18 protein-coding genes are annotated in these 19,532 nt (G+C 74.6%); 9 read left to right on the top strand and 9 right to left on the bottom strand.

The genetic code is table 11. The features are described from left to right. From ABT299_RS08620 to ABT299_RS08590, 7 genes are all read right to left on the bottom strand, one after another. Complete coding sequence (locus ABT299_RS08620) at nt 1-1,329, bottom strand: lipopolysaccharide biosynthesis protein (RefSeq protein ID WP_500250237.1); 1,329 nt, start codon at nt 1,327-1,329, stop codon at nt 1-3. Continuing rightward, a complete protein-coding gene (locus ABT299_RS08615; protein WP_387021081.1) occupies nt 1,326-2,714 on the bottom strand; it encodes an O-antigen ligase family protein in 1,389 nt (462 codons plus the stop codon). Before ABT299_RS08615 ends, ABT299_RS08620 begins: the two co-directional genes overlap by 4 nt. Further along, a complete protein-coding gene (locus tag ABT299_RS08610) occupies nt 2,711-3,946 on the bottom strand; it encodes a glycosyltransferase (RefSeq protein ID WP_500250236.1) in 1,236 nt (411 codons plus the stop codon). Before ABT299_RS08610 ends, ABT299_RS08615 begins: the two co-directional genes overlap by 4 nt. An 8-nt stretch (nt 3,947-3,954) precedes the next feature. Beyond that, complete coding sequence (locus tag ABT299_RS08605; RefSeq protein WP_387021076.1) at nt 3,955-5,172, bottom strand: polysaccharide biosynthesis protein; 1,218 nt, start codon at nt 5,170-5,172, stop codon at nt 3,955-3,957. A 2-nt stretch (nt 5,173-5,174) separates the two neighbouring features. Continuing rightward, entirely contained in the window at nt 5,175-6,332 is a 1,158-nt protein-coding gene (locus ABT299_RS08600) for a DegT/DnrJ/EryC1/StrS family aminotransferase (RefSeq protein ID WP_500250235.1), read from the bottom strand. A gap of 2 nt (nt 6,333-6,334) precedes the next feature. After that, a complete protein-coding gene (locus ABT299_RS08595) occupies nt 6,335-7,774 on the bottom strand; it encodes a YveK family protein (protein WP_500250234.1) in 1,440 nt (479 codons plus the stop codon). A 167-nt stretch (nt 7,775-7,941) separates the two neighbouring features. Next, the gene (locus tag ABT299_RS08590; RefSeq protein WP_190864851.1) at nt 7,942-8,610 is read right to left on the bottom strand and encodes a response regulator; all 669 of its coding nucleotides are present in this window, start codon (nt 8,608-8,610) and stop codon (nt 7,942-7,944) included. A gap of 295 nt (nt 8,611-8,905) precedes the next feature. Here ABT299_RS08590 and galE point away from each other — a divergent pair, with 295 nt between their 5' ends. Beyond that, nucleotides 8,906-9,919, top strand: coding sequence for a UDP-glucose 4-epimerase GalE (galE, locus tag ABT299_RS08585; RefSeq protein ID WP_500250233.1), 1,014 nt, complete (start codon nt 8,906-8,908; stop codon nt 9,917-9,919). Nucleotides 9,920-10,066: 147 nt separating this feature from the next. Beyond that, a complete protein-coding gene (locus ABT299_RS08580; RefSeq protein ID WP_500250232.1) occupies nt 10,067-11,836 on the top strand; it encodes a WD40 repeat domain-containing protein in 1,770 nt (589 codons plus the stop codon). 46 nt (nt 11,837-11,882) lie between these two features. Here the strand turns inward: ABT299_RS08580 and ABT299_RS08575 are convergent, their stop codons facing one another. Then, entirely contained in the window at nt 11,883-12,464 is a 582-nt protein-coding gene (locus tag ABT299_RS08575) for a DUF2752 domain-containing protein (protein WP_500250231.1), read from the bottom strand. A 140-nt stretch (nt 12,465-12,604) separates the two neighbouring features. Here ABT299_RS08575 and ABT299_RS08570 point away from each other — a divergent pair, with 140 nt between their 5' ends. Then, entirely contained in the window at nt 12,605-13,012 is a 408-nt protein-coding gene (locus tag ABT299_RS08570) for a YciI family protein (RefSeq protein WP_190864845.1), read from the top strand. An 8-nt stretch (nt 13,013-13,020) separates the two neighbouring features. After that, the gene (locus tag ABT299_RS08565) at nt 13,021-14,163 is read left to right on the top strand and encodes an RNA polymerase sigma factor (RefSeq protein ID WP_500250296.1); all 1,143 of its coding nucleotides are present in this window, start codon (nt 13,021-13,023) and stop codon (nt 14,161-14,163) included. Here ABT299_RS08565 and ABT299_RS08560 read toward each other — a convergent pair. Continuing rightward, nucleotides 14,144-14,749 (bottom strand): TetR/AcrR family transcriptional regulator, encoded by a 606-nt coding sequence (locus tag ABT299_RS08560; RefSeq protein ID WP_500250230.1) that lies wholly within the window; start codon nt 14,747-14,749, stop codon nt 14,144-14,146. The two genes, ABT299_RS08565 and ABT299_RS08560, sit on opposite strands and share 20 nt — an antisense overlap. A 108-nt stretch (nt 14,750-14,857) precedes the next feature. On the opposite strand from ABT299_RS08560, the gene ABT299_RS08555 reads away from it, so the two are divergent. The 5 genes from ABT299_RS08555 (at nt 14,858) to ABT299_RS08535 (ending at nt 19,443) form a co-directional block, all read left to right on the top strand. Next, entirely contained in the window at nt 14,858-15,319 is a 462-nt protein-coding gene (locus tag ABT299_RS08555; protein WP_500250229.1) for a cupin domain-containing protein, read from the top strand. Between the two features lie 7 nt (nt 15,320-15,326). After that, nucleotides 15,327-16,112 (top strand): alpha/beta fold hydrolase, encoded by a 786-nt coding sequence (locus ABT299_RS08550; protein WP_500250228.1) that lies wholly within the window; start codon nt 15,327-15,329, stop codon nt 16,110-16,112. Nucleotides 16,113-16,520: 408 nt separating this feature from the next. Continuing rightward, on the top strand, nt 16,521-17,132 hold the full coding sequence (locus tag ABT299_RS08545) for a TetR/AcrR family transcriptional regulator (RefSeq protein ID WP_190864841.1): 612 nt from the start codon (nt 16,521-16,523) through the stop codon (nt 17,130-17,132). Between the two features lie 186 nt (nt 17,133-17,318). Beyond that, nucleotides 17,319-17,948, top strand: a complete 630-nt coding sequence (locus tag ABT299_RS08540) for a LysE family translocator (RefSeq protein ID WP_500250227.1) — start codon at nt 17,319-17,321, stop codon at nt 17,946-17,948. 127 nt (nt 17,949-18,075) lie between these two features. Beyond that, nucleotides 18,076-19,443 (top strand): PucR family transcriptional regulator, encoded by a 1,368-nt coding sequence (locus ABT299_RS08535; protein ID WP_500250226.1) that lies wholly within the window; start codon nt 18,076-18,078, stop codon nt 19,441-19,443. Nucleotides 19,444-19,532: the final 89 nt, after the last annotated feature.

Genomic DNA, 19,532 nt, shown 5'->3' with positions numbered 1-19,532 from the left:
TCACCCCTTGCTGTGCGGAGCAGGGTCGTCGGCCGCGGCCCCGGCGGTCCTGCGGACGTGCTGGAACCAGGCGAGCAGCGCGGCGGTGGTGGCGACGAACGAGACGGACGTGGCGATCGCCGCGCCGACCGCGCCGTGCCGGGGGATGAGGATCGCGCCGAGCACGACGACGACCAGCAGGCCGATGCCCTGCCCGGTGGACGCGGCGCCGGGCCGCCCGACGCCGTACAGGTAGGCCATGATCAGCCCGGTGACGCCGAACGTGACGACGCCGGCGAGCCGGATGTAGGTGGGCACGACCGCGTCGTCGAACACGTCCCCGAAGATCCACGGCAGCGCCGTCCCGGCGACGAGCGCGAGCGGGACCGCCGCGAGCACGGACACCCCGAGCGCGGGCAGGATGAGGCGCGAGGTGCGCCGGGTCGCCTTCGCCCGGTCCTCCTTGGCGAAGTCGGGGTACAGCACGTAGTTCACGGCGAGGCCGGGCAGCTGCACCAGCTCGGCGAACTTGCTCGCGACCGTGTAGACGCCGAGCACCTTCGGGCCGGCGAGCGCGCCGAGCAGCGCCATGTCGAACCGCAGCTGGAGCAGGTCGATGAGCTGCCCGACGTAGCCGCGCACCCCGTACCCGGCGATCGTCCGGCCGAGGCGCGGGTCGGCGCGCCCCCAGCCGCGGAAGAACCCGCGGGTCGCGAGCCGCCGCGCGATCCACGCGGCCGCCGCGACGTCGGCGAGGACCAGCCCGGCGATCAGCGCGCCCGGCCCGTACCAGCCGGTGAGCAGCACCAGGTAGATCGGCACGAACACGAACTCCTCGACGGCGATGGCGAGGCTCGCGCCGGGCTGGTCGTCGGTGCCCTGCAGCAGGCCCTTGCCGACCGACACGAACCCCTGCGTGAACGACGGGGCCGCCGCGGCGAGCGTGATCCAGATCCCGAACGACTTGAAGAACACCAGGTAGGCGAGGGGGCTGAGGGCGAGCCAGCCGATCCCGCCGAGGACCGCGCCGATGACGGTCAGCCACGCCAGCGTGGGCCGCACCCGGCTCTGGTCGTAGGAGTCGCGGGCCAGGAAGTAGGGCGCGGCGCCGGGCAGCCCGGCGCTCGACAGCTGGCACAGCAGCCCCGGCAGGATCCGCACGAGCGTGAACGCGCCGACGAGCTTCGGCCCGCCGATCCGCGCGACGAGGATCGTGGCGATGCCGAGCGAGCCGAGCGCGCCGATCCGTCCCGCCATGTTCCCCGCGACGAGCGCGAGGAGCCGCCGCCGGAGCCGACCGGCCTCGGCGTCGGCGGTCAGGGCCGCCGTCGGCTGCTGGATGTCGGTCATCGGGCTCCCTCCGCGGCGGGGCCGTCCGGGTCGTCGGGGGTTCCGGCGGGCCGCCCTCCCGGGGCGGCGCGCCGTCCGAAGAGGTCGAGGGCGGCGACCAGGCCGAAGAAGGCCCAGCCGTGCCGGTAGTGCAGGGTCTGGTAGAAGAGCGCGGAGACCAGGAACACGGCGAGGAGGGCGCCGAACATCTCCGGGCGCGGGACGAGCGCCGCGTACTCGGCGGTGAGGGCGCCCCGCCGGGCGATCCGCACGCACCGCATGATCAGCACGAACAGCAGCGTGACGAGCGCGATCCCGCCGAGGAACCCGCGTTCCAGCACGGCCGCGATGTAGTCGTTGTGCGCCTCGCGGACGTACCCGTACTGCCGCGCGAGCATCTGCGGGCGGGTCTGGTTGGGGCCGATGCCCCACGGGTGCGTCTGCTCCTCCAGCATCTGGACGGTCGCGGCGTTCACCGAGCTGCGGGACTCGGTGCTCTCCCCGGTGGTGCGCCCGATGGAGTCGCGCAGCACCGGCGACATCTGGCTCGCCCGGTCCAGGTAGGGCTGGATGTCGACGGTGGTGACGACGGCGACGCCCGCGCCCGCGACGAAGAACGCCAGCGAGCCGACCGCGATCGCGTGGTGCGCCCTGCCCGCGCGGATGAGCCCGAACAGGTAGCCGAGCAGCAGCGCGACGCACAGCGCGAGGAGCCCGCCGTTGGAGCCGGTCAGCCCCTCGGCGGTCAGCAGGATCGCGCAGACCGCCCAGCGGTGCCAGGTCTTGCGCGGGTACCGGGTCGCGCGGGTGATGAAGAAGACGCAGATGAACCAGTTGGAGGCGTAGTTCGCGTCGCCGAAGGTGAACATCGCGCGCTCGCCGTCGAGCTGCTTGCCGGACATCGCCTCGATCCCGAGGACCATCCCCAGGATCTCGATGACCGCGTAGAGCGTGCCGATCGCCACGAACGCGCGCAGCGCGAGCCGCAGCGCCTTCGGATCGCGGCCGAGGTTGGCGATGCACACCGCCCACATCAGTACGAACAGGTCCTTGACCAGGGTGAGCGTGCCGGCCTGGTTGACGACCGCGGCGATCCCGCCGGCGATGATCGTCATCAGGGTGGGGACGAGGAACGGCCAGCGCACCGGCAGCCCCCGGCCGCTCGCCCACAGCAGCGTCACCGCGACCAGACCGATGAGCGCGAGGTCCGGCAGCCCGGTGTTGCCGGGGCCCGGCGGCAGGCCCGCCGGCATCAGCATCGGCAGCGACGCGATGCCGAGCACCAGGGCGACCGACGTCAGCGGCCACCGCCGCCGGAGCACCGGGAGCTCCGGCCCGGCGGAGGCTCCGGCGTCCGGCGGGGTGCCCGGCGGCGCGTCGGGGGGCGCTTTGGTCAGGACGGTCATGGGCGCTTGGAGCCTCCTCGGTAGGTCTCGTCCAGGACGGTCCCGAGGTGCGCGGGGGAGAACCAGTCGCCGATCCGGGCGCGGGCCCGCTCGGCCATCCGCGCGGCGGCGGCCGGGTCGTCCAGCAGCGCGCCGATCGCGCCGGCGAGCCGCTCGGGGTCCTCCGGCGGGACGAGCATCCCGGTCTCCCCGGCCAGCACCAGGTCCTGGTTGGACGGGACGGCCGTCGCGACCAGCGGGATCCCCGCGCCGATCGCCTCGACCAGCACGCACGGCAGGCCCTCCCACCGGGACGGCATCGCCATCAGGTCGAACGCCGGCAGCACCTCGGCGACGTCGTCGCGGTGCCCGAGCCACCGCATCCGCTCCCCGATGCCGAGCTTCGCGGTCAGGGCGTCCAGCTCGTCCGCCATCGGGCCGCCGCCGACCCACAGCCCGAACACGTCGTCGGGCAGCCGCGCGAGGGCCTTCGCGAAGATCTCCGGGCCCTTCTGGAACGTCAGCCGGCCGATCGCGCCGACGACCTTCACCCCGAGCGGCAGGTCGAGGCGGCGGCGCGCCTGCGCCCGGGACCCCGCCGCGGTCGCGTAGGCGTCCACGTCCACCGCGGGCCACGACAGCCGGATCCGCTCCGGCGTGGCGAGGCCGAGCCGCAGCGCCGTCGTCACCGTCTCCGACCCGATCGCGAGGAACGCGTCGGTGCGCTTCGCGGCGATCCGCTCGAGCCGGATGTAGACGCGGCGCCGCGCCCACGACTGGAACTCGTTGAACGGGAACCCGTGCCAGGTGTGGACTATTCGAGGGACGCCCGCGCGGGCCGCCGCGACCCGGCCGATCACGCCGCCCTTCGCGCTGTGGGTGTGGACGACGTCGTAGCGCCCCTCGGCGAGCACCCGCGTCAGCGTCTTCAGCGCGGCGAGGTCGTCGCGCGGCGAGATCTGCGGGACCAGCGGCCCCACCTGCACGATCTCCATCCCGGCGGCGTGCGCGGCGGGGGTCAGGTCGCCCGCCGCCGCGTTCTCGATCGCCTCGTCCCCGTACAGGACGGTGTCCCTCGTCGCGCGCGCCTCCCCGTTCGAGGCGACGCTGTCCATGCCGACGCCGCCGGTGACGATCGCGCGCTCGTACTCCCCGGCCGGCAGCGCCAGCGCGCCGTTCAGCGCCACCTGGCCGGCGCCGCCGTTGAACCGGGTGATCACCGTGGCGACTCGGAGCTTCCTGGTCGTACTCAACGCGCACCTCACAGGCCGGGAGGATCGGGGCTGCACCCCGCGTCACATAGACAAGAAGGTCCGGGCGGCGGCGGGTCGCCGGCCGGCAGCGGGCGCCGCACCGGGTGGTACTCCGGCAGCAGCCGGCGCAGCAGCAGCCGGACCCGGCCGTCGTCGCCGGCGCCGGCCGCCGCCGCGAGCTCGTCCAGCAGCTGCGGCAGCCCGGCGGGCGGCGGCGCCGGACGGGTCGCCCAGATCTTCGGATGCGCGGTGCGGATCCGCCGCTCGGAGTCGGCGAACGCCTTCTCCGCGAGCTTCTCGCCGGGGCCGAGCCCGCTGAACCGGATCGTCACCTCCGGCAGCCGCAGCTGCTCGGCGTACCGGTGGACCAGCTCGACGACCGGGACGGGACGGCCCATGTCCAGCACGAACGTCTCCGCCTCCTCCGCCAGCGCCGCCGCCTCGATCAGCAGCCCCGCCGCCTCGGCCACCGTCATGAAGTGCCGCGCGACCTCCGGATGCGTGATCGTCACGACCTCGCCGGAGGAGATGCGGTGCGCGAGCACGCTGAGCAGCGCCCCCGCCTCGCCGATGACGTTGCCGACGCGGACCGCCGCGAAGCACGTCGGGCCGCCCGTCGCGGTCTGCAGCAGCAGCTCCCCGAGCCGCATCGTCGCGCCGAACACCGAGGTCGGCTCGGCGGCCTTGTCGGAGGAGACGAACACCATCCGCTGGACGTCGTGCCGGACCGCGCTGTCGACCGCGTGCCGGGTGCCGACGACGTTGTCGGCGACGCCCCGGCACGGGTCCTGCTCCACCTTCGCCAGCTCGTTCTGGCCGGCGGTGTGGAACAGCAGGTCGGGACGGGCGTCCCGGACGACCCGGTCGACGCGGGCGCCGTCGCGCACGTCCGCCTCGGCGAGCGTGACCCGGACCCCGCCGGCGTCCCCGCCGGCCTCGGCGGCCTCCGCGGCCAGCTCCCGGCCGAGCCGGGCGAGCCCGGCCGCGTCCTTGTCGACCAGGCACAGCGCCTCCGGCTCCAGCCGCCGGACCTGCCGGCACAGCGCCGACCCGACCGTCCCGCAGGCGCCGGTGACCAGCACGCGCCGGCCCCGGACGAGGCGCCGGCCGCGCAGCCCGGCCAGCGCCACCTCGTCCCGCCCCATCAGCAGCGCGAGCGGGCTGACCGGGGGGACGGGCTGGGGCGGGACGTCCCTGCGGGCCAGGCGCGGCGGGAACCAACGCACGGTCAGCTCCGGGCCCGCAGCGCCTCGGTGAGTGCGGCGATGACGCGGTCCTGTCCGTCGGACGTGAGGCCCGGATACAGCGGCAGCGACAGCAGCTCCTCGCCGACCCGGTCCGTCACCGGCACCCGCGCGCACTCGTCGGCGCCGAGGATGTCCCGGTACGACGTCATCTGGTTCGCGGGGATGAAGTGGACGGACGTCGACACGCCCGCCGCCTCCAGCTCCGCGCTGATCGCGTCCCGGTCCTGGACCCGCACCTGGTAGAGATGCCACGCGTGCTGGATCCCGTCGAGGTTCCGCTGCGGCAGCGTCAGGCCGGGCAGGCCGCGGAACGCCGCGTCGTAGGCGGCGACGATCTCCGCCCGGCGCCGCTGCCATTCCGGCAGCGCGGCGAGCTGCGCCCGCCCGATCGACGCCTGCACGTCCGTCATGTTCGCCTTGAGGCCGATCTGCTTCACGTCGTACCGCCAGCTGCCGCCCGGCAGGTACCGCTTCCACGAGTCCTTGCTCATCCCGTGCAGCCGCATCGCGCGGACCTTCTCCTGCAGCCCCTCGTCGCTCGTCGCGATGGCGCCGCCCTCGCCGATCGGCATGTTCTTGGTGGCGTAGAAGGAGAAGCACGCCGCGAACGACTCCGACCCGACGGGCTTCCCGCCGCGCGCCGCGCCGGGACCGTGCGCCGCGTCCTCGATGACCCGCGTCCGGTCCAGCCCGGCCGCCGCCGTCAGCGCCGCCACGTCCACCGGGTAGCCGCCCTGGTTCTGCACGATCATCGCCGCCGGGGTCACCCGCGCCGCCGCGGCCGCGACCGTCTCGGCGCTCGGCACCAGCGTGTCCTCGTCGATGTCGACCAGCACCGGCCGGTGCCCCGCGTGCAGGATCGCGTTGATCGCGCCGCAGAACGTCAGGCTCGGCGTCAGCACCGCCGACCCCGGCGGCAGCTCAAGCGCGCGCAGGCACAGCTCCAGCGCGGTCGTGCACGAGGCGACCGCGACGACGTGCGCGGCGCCCAGATAGTCGGCGAACTCCTGCTCGAACGCGGCGGTCTGCGGGCCCGTGGTGATCCACCCCGAGTCGAGCACCTTCACCACGGCGTCCGACACCTCGCCGGACACCGACGGGATCGTGAACGGAACGGTGGACTGACCGGCTGAACTCATTGCTACCCCTTGATCTTGCGGGACGTGGCGATGACGCCGAGGAGCGGCCAGCCGGACGCGGCGACCAGGTCCCGGACCGTCTCCAGCCCCGACACCCGCGTCACCGGACCGACCACCACGACCACCCCGACCTCGTCGTCCGAGCCCGGATCGATGTCCTCGAACGCGTGCACGTGGCAGACCGCGCGCGCCGGCACCGGAACGGGCTGGGTGATCTCCGACGGGGAGACCGCCTCGCCGGACTTCTTCGTCATCACGGCGGTGCCGCCCCCGGCGCGGACCACCGACCTGCTCTTGCCCGTGCCGGGCCCGGAGCTGTTCAGCGACGGGCCGTCGCCCGGCTCGTCGCCGGACCCGTCGTCCTTCCCCGGCCGGCCGCCCTTCGGCTTCGCGGCGGCGCCGGTCACGGTGCCGCCGCCGTCGCCCTCGCCCGGACGCTGCCGGACGGGACGGGCGCCGACCACCTTCGTCCGGTCCCCGTACACCGCCGACGCCACCGACGACACCAGGTCGGCGGGCAGCGGGCCGGGCGCGCCGACCAGGGTGACCTGCCCGACCTCCTCCTTGCGGGCGGCGAGCCGGACCCGCCGGCCGAGGTCGGCGAGCTCCGCCGGGCCCTTGTCGGCCCAGCCGAGCAGCGGGACGCCGAGCCGCCGCGCGACCCGCCGCTGCCCGGGGATCGTGGGGCGGGCCATCTCGTTCAGCACCGCGATCAGGATCCCGGCGATCAGCCCGACCAGGCCCGCGACGACCGCCATCATGACCGCCGGGTCGCTCTTCGGCGCCAGCACCGCCGGCTGCACCACCGAGGCGTTGCCCGCCGCCAGCAGCTGCGCCTGCAGGTCCGACCGGTTCGACCGCAGGTCCGTCAGCTCCGCCTGCACCCGCTCCCGCTCGTTCGCGGCGCCGATGTCGGGGTTGGGCTGCGCGCCGGCCCGCCGCGACAGCGGCCCGAGCTTCTTCTCCAGGTCCCGGACCCGCTTGTCGATGTCGCCGAGCTGCCGGTTGATCGCGCCCTGGTTGGAGTCGTTGATCTCCTTCACCACGGCGGCGCCGATCGCGTCGGTCAGCTTCCGCGCGGCCTGCGGGTCCTTGTCCTTCACCGACAGCTCGACGACCGTGGAGGTGCCGAGCCCGGCGACCCCGATGTCCTTGGCGAGCTTGGTGGTGGACCGGTGCAGCCGCAGCTGTCCCAGCACCCCGGCCAGCAGGTTGTCGCTGGTCGCGAACGCCTTCACCTGGCTGACCTCGGTGCTGACGCCCGCGTCCCCGGCCGCCGCGTCCGCCGCCTTCGCGGTGGCCTGCAGGCGCGTCTTCGCGACCGCGGGCGGGTCCTGCCGGCTCATCACGCCGCCCACCAGCACCAGCGGGACGACCGTCATGACCAGCAGGAGCGCCCAGTAGCTGCGGGCGACGCGCGCCGCGACCTCATCGATCTCCACGGGTCTCCCCTCCGGCATGCGGCTTCGTAGGGCCGAGCGTAGGAAGGCCCGATGCCGCCCGAATCGCCCAAACGACGACCCCCCACTACGCCGTTTGCATCAGGCCCCGCTCGGCTCGGCGCGGCTCGGCCCGGCGCGGCTCGGCGGCGGCGCGGCCCGGCGGGGGCTCAGCCCTCGCCGGAGCCCGGGCGCATCCCGGCGCGCATCGCGAGCGTGATCGCCTCCAGCGCCGAGTGCAGGTCGAGCTTCGCCAGCAGGTTCTGCGTGTGGGTGCGGACGGTGTTGGCCGACAGCCCCAGCCGCTCGGCGATCTCCGCGCGGCCGAGGCCGTCGACCATGCACTGCAGCACCTCGCGCTCGCGCGGCGTCAGCTCCGCCAGCAGCCGGGCGCCGCCGCCGTCCCGCGCGTCGCCCGCGACGAGCCGGCGCAGCACCTCGCCCAGCACCTCCGGCGGGATCCAGCCGCCCTGCCGCGCCGCCGACCGGATCACCCGCGCGACCAGGTCGGCGCCCTCGGTCTTCGACAGCCAGCCGACCGCGCCGCGCCGCACCGCCTGCACCAGCGTGTCCAGGTCGCTCATCGCCGTCAGCACCACCACCCGCACGTCGGGGTGGTCCTCGCGGACGCGGTCCAGGACGTCCAGGCCGCTCTCGGCGCCCAGCGTCATGTCCAGCACGATCACCTGCGGCCGCTCGGTGCCGGCGAGCGCCAGCGCGCGCCGGACGTCCGCGGCGATCGGCAGGATCACCAGATCGGGTTCGCGGCCCAGCCGGGCGGCGAGCGCCTCGGCGAACAGCGCGTGGTCGTCCACGATCAGGACCCGGATCGGTTGCATCCACCGACGATGACCGGTGCGGCGGCGATGCGGATCCTGCAAACGCTGTAGTCGTTTCGGACATGCCGCGGCGCCCCGGGCACCGGGCACGGAACCCGGCTCGCGCGCCCGCCCGGGGATCTTCGCAGGTGGCGGGTGCGCGCGGGAGGAACCGTGCGCGGACGCCCCGTACCGGGTGCCGGTTCACCGCCGTCCGGTGCCGGTCAACCTGGAGGGCGCGCCGTTGACCATCCGGGGCCGCCTGCTGATCCTGTGCGTGACCGAGCAGGGACGCACTGGCTCAGGGGATGCCACTATGAAAGTCCTGATCACAGGGGGAGCCGGGTTCATCGGCAGCACGATCGCGTCCGCGTTCGCCGAACGCGGGGTCACGCCGGTGGTGCTCGACAGCCTCATCACCGGCCGGCAGGAGTTCACCGACGGGAAGATCTTCTACCAGGGCGACATCGGCGACGGGGAGCTGGTCGACACGATCTTCCGGGAGCATCCGGACATCACCGTCGCCGTGCACTGCGCGGCGCTGATCGTGGTGCCCGACTCGATGGCGGACCCGCTCCGCTACTACCGCGTCAACCTGGGCCGCACCCGCGACTTCGCCGAGCACCTCGTCCGCAACGGCTGCGACCGGATGATCTTCGCGTCGACCGCGGGCATGTACCGGCCGGAGGCCGACCTGTCGGTGACGGAGACCTCGGCGCTGGAGCCGCAGAACCCCTACACCCGCTCGAAGATGATGGCCGAGCTGATGCTGGAGGACGTCTGCCGCGCCACCTCGCTGCGGGTCGTCTCGCTGCGCTACCTCAACCCGATCGGCGCCGACCCGCAGCTGCGCACCGGCCTGCAGAACAGCAAGCCGACGCACGCGCTCGGCAAGATGATCGAGTCGTACGAGCTGGGCGTCCCGTTCAAGATCACCGGGGTGGACTGGGACACCCGCGACGGCACCGCGATCCGCGACTACATCCACGTCTGGGACATCGCCCGCGCGTTCTGCGAGGCGGCGGACCGGTTCGACTCGATCGTCCCGCCGCTGCGGCCGGCCGGGGAGGGCTCCGGCTACGAGGTGATCAACCTCGGCACCGGCGACGGCACCACCGTCCGGGAGCTGGTCGAGGCGTTCCGCGAGGTCGTCGGGGACGCGTTCGTCGCGGAGGAGGCCCCGGCGCGGCTCGGCGACGTCGTCGGCGCGTTCGTCCGGCCCGACAAGGCGTGGGACCTGCTGCGCTGGAAGCCCGAGTACACGATCGAGGACGCCATCCGGCACTCCCTGCAGTGGGCCGAGCGGCGCCGGGAGCTCGACGTCGCCTGAGCCGCGCCTCCCCGGCGGCCCCGCGCGGCCGCCGCGGCGGCGCACCGACCCGCCCGCCCGGGGCTCGTCCGGTCCCCGACCCTTCCGCTGGAGGGGACCGGACGAGCGGTGCGCCCGCGCACGCGCAAGGCCCTATGCTGGCGGCGCATGACCAAGATCATCGATTATGGGCGGTTCGCGGAACGGCTCGCCGCGGACCGGCCGCGCTGGGCGCTGCTCGACGAGGTGCAGCGCGAATGGGGGTACCGGGACCCCGGCGGCGACCCGCTGGCGAGCCGGGAGGACGAGGCCCCCGGATACGAGCCGGACGAACCGGTTCCCGCCGCGCTCCTGGAATGGTGGGACTCGCCGTTCAACTCCTTCGCCATGCGGCCGCGCCTCTACTGGACCCACCCGCAGTGGCCGCCGTCCGCCCCCGACTCCGTCGACGACCCGCCGGGCGACGCCGTCCGCGTCATCATGGCCGAGTACCAGTGGGTCAACCAGTGGGGATACCTGGCCTCCGAGGCCGCCCAGGACGACCCGAAGGTCGTGGTCAACACCGCCGGCGGCTGGACGACGCAGAGCCGCTCCGTCTCCGAGTTCTTCCTGCAACTGGCGCTCGAACGGCTGCCCTCGCACTTCGGCTGGAGCATCCGGGTGCCGCGCGAGACCGTCGACGGCGACCCCGGGATCGTGGCGCGGCTGCGGGAGCACTACCGCGACATGGGCCTGCTGCCCTGGCAGGAGATGGGCACCGACGCGCTGTCGTACGGGGCGCCGGACGCGATCATCCGGCACGGCCGCGGGCCCGGCGCCGACTTCGCGATCGTCGTCCACGCCCGGACCCGCCGAGCCCTCGTCGACGTGCTGGACACGCTCGGGCTGACCTGGTCCGACGACGACATCGCCGCGCCCGCCGAGGTGCCGCCGCCGACCGAGGACCTCGGCCCCGCGACGTTCGCCGGTGACGACGAGCGCTGGACGGCCGCCGCCGCCCCGGCCGCCTCCGCCGTCCCCGCCCTCCCCGACGTCGCCGCGCTCCGCGACCTGCCGGACCGCACGTCCGCCGGCACCGACCGCGACCGGACGGCGGCCGCCGCCGGCACCTCCGCGGGCCACGTCCACGTGTGGGACGCCGCCGGCGCCGAGATCGGCGCCGAGAAGCTGCACCGCGCGCCGGTCACCGCCGTCACCTGCGTCCGCGACGCCGATGAGCTGACCGTCGTCAGCGGCGACGCGAACGGCGTCCTGCGCCGCTGGAAGCCCGGCGTCGGGGTGTTCTCCCGGGCCTTCGCGCACCGCGACGCGCCGGTGGCCGCGCTGGCCGGCGCGACCCTGGAGACCGGCGGCGCCGTCGCCGCCGCCTGGGCCGACGGGCTCGTCCGGATCTGGGACCTGGCCACCCGATCGGTCGCGGACCTGCGCATCGGCACCGGCATCGAGGCCCTCGGCCTGCGGCCCGAGGGCGTCCTGCACGTGACCGCCACCGGGGGGTCGGCCGCGCTCCGCCTCGACCTGGACCGCCTCTGGCCGGACCGGGACTTCCGTTCGCGGATCGACCGGATCGCCTGGAAGGACCTCTGGTCCAACCACGGCCCGGCCGTGGAGGTGCCCGGCCTGCTCGGCACGCTCGCCTCCGACGACGAGGACGCGGCGCAGGCCGCGGTCAAACGCCTCTACGAACTCCTGGTCGACCGGCGCGGGCCGAACGCCGCGGCCGCGCCCGCCGTCCCGTTCCTGGTGGAGCGGATGCTGGTGCCCGGCAACCGGGCCCGCAACACCCTCCTGCTCCTCATCGCCGACATCGCGGACGGCCCCGGCGACGAGCGGGAGGCGGTCAAGGCGGCGGTCCCGTCCCTGCGGCACCTGCTCGACGACGACCACCCGTCCATCCGCTGGGCGGCCAACGAGCTCGTCCGCATCTGCGAAGCGTGACCCGCCCGCCCGGCCCCCGGCTCCGCGCGCCGGGCGGCCGGCGGCGTCACCCGCCGGGCCGCTCCGTCCCGCTCCGGCGGACCCGGCGCACGAGCGGCAGGACGACGAGCATCTGGACCGCGGCGGCGGCCGCCACGACCACCATCCCCAGGCCCATGCCCATCACCTGGTGCCGGAGGCTCCCGTCGCCGTGGCGGAGCATCGCCGCGTGCGACGCCTGGTTCGCCCACAGCACGGCGACGGCCGCCGCGGCCACGACCCAGACGGCGGCCGGACGGAGCACGCGCACGTTCACCCAGCGGCCGGTGGCCAGTCCCGCACCCCACCTGACCAGGACCAGCAGCGCTCCCGGCACCACCGCGAACGCGAGCGGGTTGTAGTGCCACGCGGTGGCGACGTCCCCGCGCATCAGCGCCTGCACCGCCCGCGTCCCGCCGCACAGCGGGCACACCATGCCGACCAGCCGGAGCGGGCTGTGGACGGCGATCGGCGGCAGCCCGAACACGGCCATCAGCACCCCCGCCACCAGCCCCGCGACCGCCACCGCGCGGAGCCGCCGGTGCCGGTCGTCGCGGTCCCAGCTCACCCGCACGGGCATCGGCCCGGCCGCCCGCTCTTCACCGCTCACCGTCCCGTTCTACCCCGGAGGCGGCGGCCCCGGGCCGCGCCGGAAAAAATTCGAGCCGGGATGTCGAGAACCGGCGTCCGGCTCCGTCCCCGGTGCGAACGCGGCCAGAATGGGTCGCGCCGGCGACGAGGAGAACACCAATGGCCAAGTACCTGCTGCTCAAGCACTACCGGGGCGCCCCGGCCGCGGTCAACGACGTGCCGATGGACCGGTGGACGCCCGAGGAGGTCACGGCGCACGTGAAGTACATGGAGGACTTCGGGGCCCGGCTGGAGGAGACGGGCGAGCTCGTCGACGTCCAGGCGCTGTCGTCGGAGGGCACGTTCGTCCGCTACGACGGCGAGGGGCGCCCGCCCGTCACCGACGGCCCGTTCGCCGAGACCAAGGACCTGATCGCCGGCTGGTACGTGATCGACGTCGACGGCTACGAGCGCGCCCTCGAACTGGCCGCGGAGCTGTCGGCGGCTCCCGGCGCGGGCGGCAGGCCGATCCACGAATGGCTCGAGGTGCGCCCGTTCCTCGGCACGCCGCCGACCATCACGGAGTGACGGCCCGCGTGGACGAGGTCCTGCTCCGGAGCCTCATCCCGGGCGTGCTCGGCGTCCTCGTCCGCCGCGGAGCCGACTTCGCGGCGGCCGAGGACGCCGTCCAGGACGCGCTGGTCGAGGCGCTCCGCGTCTGGCCGGACGACCCGCCGCGGGACCCGAAGGGCTGGCTGGTCACCGCGGCGTGGCGCAAGTTCCTCGACGCGGCCCGGTCGGACGCCGCCCGCCGCCGGCGCGAGGAGCTCCTGGACGAGGAGCCGGCGCCCGGTCCCGCGCCCGCGGTGGACGACACCCTGCGGCTCTACTTCCTGTGCGCCCACCCGTCGCTGACGCCGGCGTCCGCGGTCGCGCTCACGCTGCGCGCCGTCGGCGGGCTCACCACCCGGCAGATCGCCGCGGCCTACCTGGTGCCCGAGGCGACCATGGCGCAGCGCATCAGCCGCGCCAAGCGCACCGTGTCCGGCGTGCGGTTCGACCGGCCCGGCGACGTCGCCACCGTGCTGCGCGTCCTGTACCTGGTCTTCAACGAGGGCTACTCCGGGGACGTCGACCTCGCCGCCGAGGCGATCCGGCTCACCCGGCGGCTCGCGGCCGTGATCGACCATCCGGAGGTGGCGGGGCTGCTCGCGCTGATGCTGCTGCACCACGCCCGCCGCGCCGCCCGGACCGCGCCCGGCGGGGGCCTGGTGCCGCTCGCCGAGCAGGACCGCGGCCGGTGGGACACCGCCGCGATCGCCGAGGGCGTCGAGATCCTGCAGGCGGCGCTCGCCCGCGACCGGCTCGGCGAGTTCCAGGCCCAGGCCGCGATCGCGGCGCTGCACGCCGACGCGCCCACCGCCGAGGAGACCGACTGGGTGCAGATCGTCGAGTGGTACGACGAGCTCGCGCGGCTCACCGACAGCCCGGTCGTGCGGCTCAACCGCGCCGTGGCCGTCGGCGAGGCCGACGGGCCGCGCGCCGGGCTCGCGGCGCTCGCGGAGGTGGACGCCTCGGTGCCGCGCCACGCCGCGGTGGCGGCCTACCTCCACGAGCGCGACGGCGACCCGGTGACGGCGGCGCGGCTGTACGCCGAGGCGGCGGAGAAGGCGCCGAACCTCGCCGAGCGCGCCCACCTGACGCGCCAGGCCGCCCGGCTCAACTCCCGCCTCCGCTGACGGGGCCGCGCGCGAACGCGGCCTCGGTCAGGGTCCTCGCGGTATCGACGGCGACGCCGATCGCGTCGTCGGGGGAGAGACCGTACAGGTCGGTGAGGACGAACAGCGCCTCGGCGCCGCAGGCCAGGGCGAGGGAACGCTTGAGCCGGGTCATCGCCTCGGGGGCCGGCCCCTGGAACGGGGCCAGCGCGTACTCGATCAGGGGGAAGCGCAGGCCGGGCCGGGCGCCCGCGCGGGCCGGCGCGGCGATCGTGTGGGAGATCATCGCCCGGACCGCGCCCTGGTGGGCGAGGACGTGGCGGAGCAGCCGCTCGGTGGCGAAGGCGACGCGTTCGGCCGGGTCGGTGGACGCGGCGACGGGCGCGAGCACCTCGTCCGGGCCCGGCCACACGGCCTCCAGGGCCTCCTGGAGCAGCGAGACCAGGTCGGGGAAGTAGCGGTAGGCGGTGGCCTCGGAGACGAGGGCCGCCTTCGCCACCTGCGGCATCGTCACCTCGGCGCCGGACCGGGCGAGGTCGCGGCAGGCGTCGACGATCGCCCTGCGCGTTCGGGCCTTCTGGTTCGCGCGCCCGGTGGCGGTCTCCATCGTCCGGTTCCCTCCCGAAAGACGACTCTCTTCGTGAGAGTGTACTTGCATGAAATCGTGAAGGCGCTCTATCTTCGTGATAGTTCACTCTCATGAAGGGGCGATGCCATGACCAGGGTCGCGATCGTCCGGCCGGACGAAGGCGAGACCGTCCGGCTGGGGCCGACCACCATGCGGATCCTGGAGGACGGCGGCACCACCGGCCACCGGCTGGGCATCGGCGAGATCACCGTCGCGCCGCACACCGAGGGGCCGCCCCAGCACCGCCACGCCCGCCACGACGAGGGCTTCTACGTCGTCTCGGGCACGGCGCGGTTCACGGTCGGCGACACGGTCCACGACGTCCCCGCGGGCACGCTGGCGATGATCCCGCCGGGCGCCCCGCACACGTTCGCCAATCCCGGCGACGAACCGCTGGTGCTGCTGAACACCTTCACGCCCGACCTCTACGTGCAGTATTTCCGCGACCTGAAGGAGCTGATCGCGTCGGGCACGGAATTCACGCCGGAGGCGACCGTCGAGGTCATGAAGCGGTACGCCACCGAGCCCGCTACGGAATACGCGGATTAGGAGCCAGATGACCACGCACACGGTGTCCATGCCATTCGGTGACGTCCCGGTGACCGTGAAACGGAACGGGGAAGGCGACCCCGTCCTGCTGCTGCACGGCGGCGCCGGGGACCAGTCCGTCGCCGGTTTCGCCGGGCTGCTGGCCGAACGGTCCCGCCGCACCCTCGTCCCCGTCCATCCGGGCTTCGGCGGCACGCCGCGCCCCGAGGGCCTCGACTCGATCCGCACGCTCGCCGAGGTGTACGGGCGCCTGCTCGACGAGCTGGATCTCCGGCGCGTGACCGTCATCGGCAGCTCCATCGGCGGCTGGGTCGCCGCGGAGCTGGCCCTCGTCGCGGGGGAGCGCCTGGCGGCCCTCGTGCTCCTCGACGCCGCCGGCCTGGACAGCGCCGAGCACCCCGTGGCCGACTTCTTCTCGCTGACGCTGGACGAGGTCGCCGACCTCAGCTACGCCGATCCGGACGCGCACCGCATCGACCTTTCCGCGATGACCGGCGAGCAGAAGCGCATCGGGGCCGGGAATCGCGATGCACTGCGTGTCTACGGCGGCACGACAATGGCCGACCCGAGCCTCCGGGAACGGCTCGCCGACATCACCGTCCCCACCTTGGTGGTTTGGGGAGAGGCCGACCGGATGATGACACCGGAATACGGCAGGGAATACGCCGCGGCCATTCCCGGCGCTCGTTTCCATGTCCTGCCGAAAGCCGGACACCTCCCGCAGATCGAGGCGCCCGGCGCGCTGCTGGCGTTGGTCGAGGAGTTCGCCGCGAACGCCACCACCGCCTCCTGAGGCCCGCCCGCCCGGCCACCTCCCCGCCCGGCCACCTCCCCGCCCGGCCGCACCAGAGCACCGGCACCAGAGCGCGCCGGGTCAGGGGTGGCGGGCCGAAGGGGCGGGCGGCCGGACTCGGCCATTGGGCGGGGCTTGCCGCTCCGGCGTCCAGGGGTAGGCGGTCGCGGGTGCGGCGGTGCGGGGCACGGGTGCGGGTGCCGGTGCGGGAGGGGAAGCCGAGGGAGACGGGATGGCGATCGCGGCGGATCCCTGGCGTGAGACTGCCGTCTGAACTAACGTCACCGCCAAGCAAGCGGTTGGTACATCATCCGGGACCGGCCGCACCGGTCCGCCGGTCCCGCCCCCGGCGGAGCGAAAAGGCCGAAGGTGCGGGAGAATGGGGGACGGTCACAGCGAGGAGGCGTTTTGAGCGGCGATGTGCGGTTCACCGTCACGCGGACGCTGACCAAGGATCAGCAGGCCCGGCGCGAGCGGCTGATCGACGCCGCGCGCGACCTGGCGCGCGAGGGCGGCTACCCGGCCGTCACCATGCACGACGTGGCGGACCGCGCCGGGGTGGCCCGCGCGACCGTCTACCGCTACTTCGCCACCAAGGACCACCTGCTCACCGAGGTCGCCGCGACCTGGGCGCACCGCATCACCGGCGACATCGACGCGCTCGCGGTCGGCGAGACGCCGGTCGAGCGGCTCACCGCGCTGCTGGAGCGGATCGTCGAGGTGGCGGCCCAGGAGCGGACCCTCACCTCGGCCATCATCCAGGCCGTGACCTCGGACGACTCCAGCGTGGACGATGCCCGCACGGTGCTGTTCCTGTTCGTCCGCGACCGGCTGTCGGCGGCGATCGGCGAGCCGGTGCCCGCCCGCGACGAGGTGGAGGTCGTGCTCGGCCACATCCTGCTCGCCGCGCTGGTCAGCCTGGCGTCGCTGCGCCGTCCCACCGAGGAGATCCGGGACATGGTCCGCACCTCCGGGCGGCTGGTGCTGGCCGGGGCGCTGGCGAGCGCCCCGACCGCCTGACCACCGCGCCTGCCTGACCGCCGCGCCCGCCTGCCCGCTGTGACGGCCTGCCCGCTGTGACGGCCTGACCCCGGCGGCCGCCTGGCCGCGGCGTCGGCTCGACTTGGGTGACGGCATATTGGTCCATGTTTCGTGTGCCTGATTGGCCCTTCGGTGCGGACCATCGGGGCTCGTAGCGTTCGACGGGTGACGAACCCACCGCTCTTCCTGCTCACCGCGCTCGTCCTCGTGGCGATCCCCGGGCCCAACCACCTGTACATCACCGCGCGCAGCATCGGGGAGGGGCGGCGCGCGGGCGTCGCGTCCGCGCTCGGCGTCGAGTCCGGGACGCTGGTGCACATCGCCGCCGCCGCGGCCGGGCTGTCCGCCCTCGTCGCCGCGTCCGCCACCGCGTTCGGGCTCCTGCGCTACGCGGGCGCCGCCTACCTGGTCTTCCTCGCCTGGCGGACGCTCCGCGCCCGCGGCGGCCAGGACGCGCCGCTCCTCGAACCTCGGCCGCTGCGCCGCGTCTACCTCGACGGCGTCCTGGTGAACGTGCTGAACCCGAAGGTCGTGCTGTTCTTCCTGGCGTTCCTGCCGCAGTTCGTCGACCAGCGCGCCGGCGCCGTCCCGCTCCAGATCGTGGTGATGGGCCTGGCCACCGCGCTGATCGGGCTGACCGCCGACCTGGTCTACGCGGTCGCCGCCGGGGTCCTCGGCGGCTGGCTGCGGGCCCGCCCCGGGTTCCGCCGCCGGCAGCGGTATGCCACCGGCCTCATCTACCTCGGCCTCGGCGCCGCCGCCCTGCTCGCCGGACCGGGCGGCCGCCGGGCCTAGGTTTTCGATGAACGGTTTGTCAGTCGGCTTACAAGCGCCCGCCCGCAATGCGTGCCCGATCGCGCAGCCCGCCGCCCGCCGGCTCGGTAACTTCCGGAAGGACCCATCGGGGGCGGGAGGTGCGAAGGTGACGACGAGCCTGGAGGCTTTCGCCGGCGGGTCCGGGGCGGCCGGGGCGTCCGGGGCGTCCGGGGGGACCGGCGGTCCCGGCGGGGCGTCCGCCCGGAGCGGGGACGGCCGCTCGCCGCTGAAGCCGTGGGCGGGGGTGCCCAGCGAGCTGTCGGAGATGTTCCGGCCGCACCTGGAGGCCCTCGCCGAGGAGATGATCGAGGAGATCCTCGCCGGGATCCCGGAGTACTCGCGGCCGCAGGACGAGGAGTACGCGCGGCTCGTCCGGCTCGCCGTGGAGGGCGCGCTGCGGCAGTTCGTCGACCTGATCATGGACCCGGAGAGCTCCTGGGAGGCGGTCGCCGCCGTGTACCGGGAGATCGGCTGGGCGGAGGCCCGCGAGGGCCGCAACCTCGACATCCTGCAGACCTCGCTGCGGCTCGGCGCCCGCGTCGCGTGGCGGCGGCTCGCGGCGGAGTCCGAGCGGTACAACATCTCCCGCCGCACCCTCGCCAGCATCGCCGAGGCGATCTTCGCGTTCCTCGACGAGATCGCCCGCGCCGCCACCGAGGGGTACACCAAGGCCCGCGAGCAGGAGGCCGGCGAGCTGGAGCACCGCCGCCGCCGGCTGCTCGACATGCTGCTCGCCGAGCCGCCCGCCGCGCCGCAGGCCGTCGCCGACCTCGCCCGCCTCGCGCAGTGGCGCGTGCCCCGGACGGTCGCGGCGGTCGTGCTGTACGAGCGGGGGCAGCAGCCGTTCTCGCACCCGTCGCTGCCGCCGGACGTCCTCGCCGACGTCAACCGGCGCGAGCCGTGCCTGCTCGTCCCGGACCCGGAGGGCCCCGGGCGCGGCCGGATGCTGGAGTCGGCGCTGCGCAACTGGGTCGCCGCGCTCGGCCCGACCGTCCGCACCGAGGACGCCGCCAAGTCGCTGCGCTGGGCCCGCGAGGCGCTGCCGCTCGCCCGCCGCGGCATCCTGGCGTCCGACCGGCTGATCCGCTGCGCCGACCACATGCCGGCGCTGGTGGTGTTCAAGGACGAGGAGCTGGTGCGCGCCGTCGCGGACCTGCGGCTCGCGCCGCTGAAGACCGTCCGGCCCCGGCACCGCGAGCGGCTCATGCGGACGCTGCTGTCCTGCCTGCAGAACGGGTTCAACGCCACCGAGGTCGCGAGCCGGCTGCACGTCCACCCGCAGACCGTCCGGTACCGGCTGCACCAGCTGGAGGAGCTGTTCGGGGAGCGGCTGTACGACCCGGAGACGCGGCTGGAGATGGAGATGGTGCTGACCGTCTGGCTCTCGGGCCCGCAGGAGGGACGGCAGGGCGCGGACGTGATCCCGCTGGACGGCCCGCGCCGCCGCGACCAGGAGACCGCTCCCGCCGAATAGCACCGCCGGGCCAGCGGGCCGGCGGGCCGGCGGCCCGCGCCGCACCCCTCGGATGATCTCGCGGTCGCGTTTTCCATCAAGCGATTGAC

The sequence above is a fragment of the Spirillospora sp. NPDC000708 genome (assembly GCF_040299565.1).
GTDB lineage: Bacteria > Actinomycetota > Actinomycetes > Streptosporangiales > Streptosporangiaceae > Spirillospora.
Note: the sequence above shows the minus strand (reverse complement) of the source record. Positions and strands in the feature narration are given on the sequence as shown.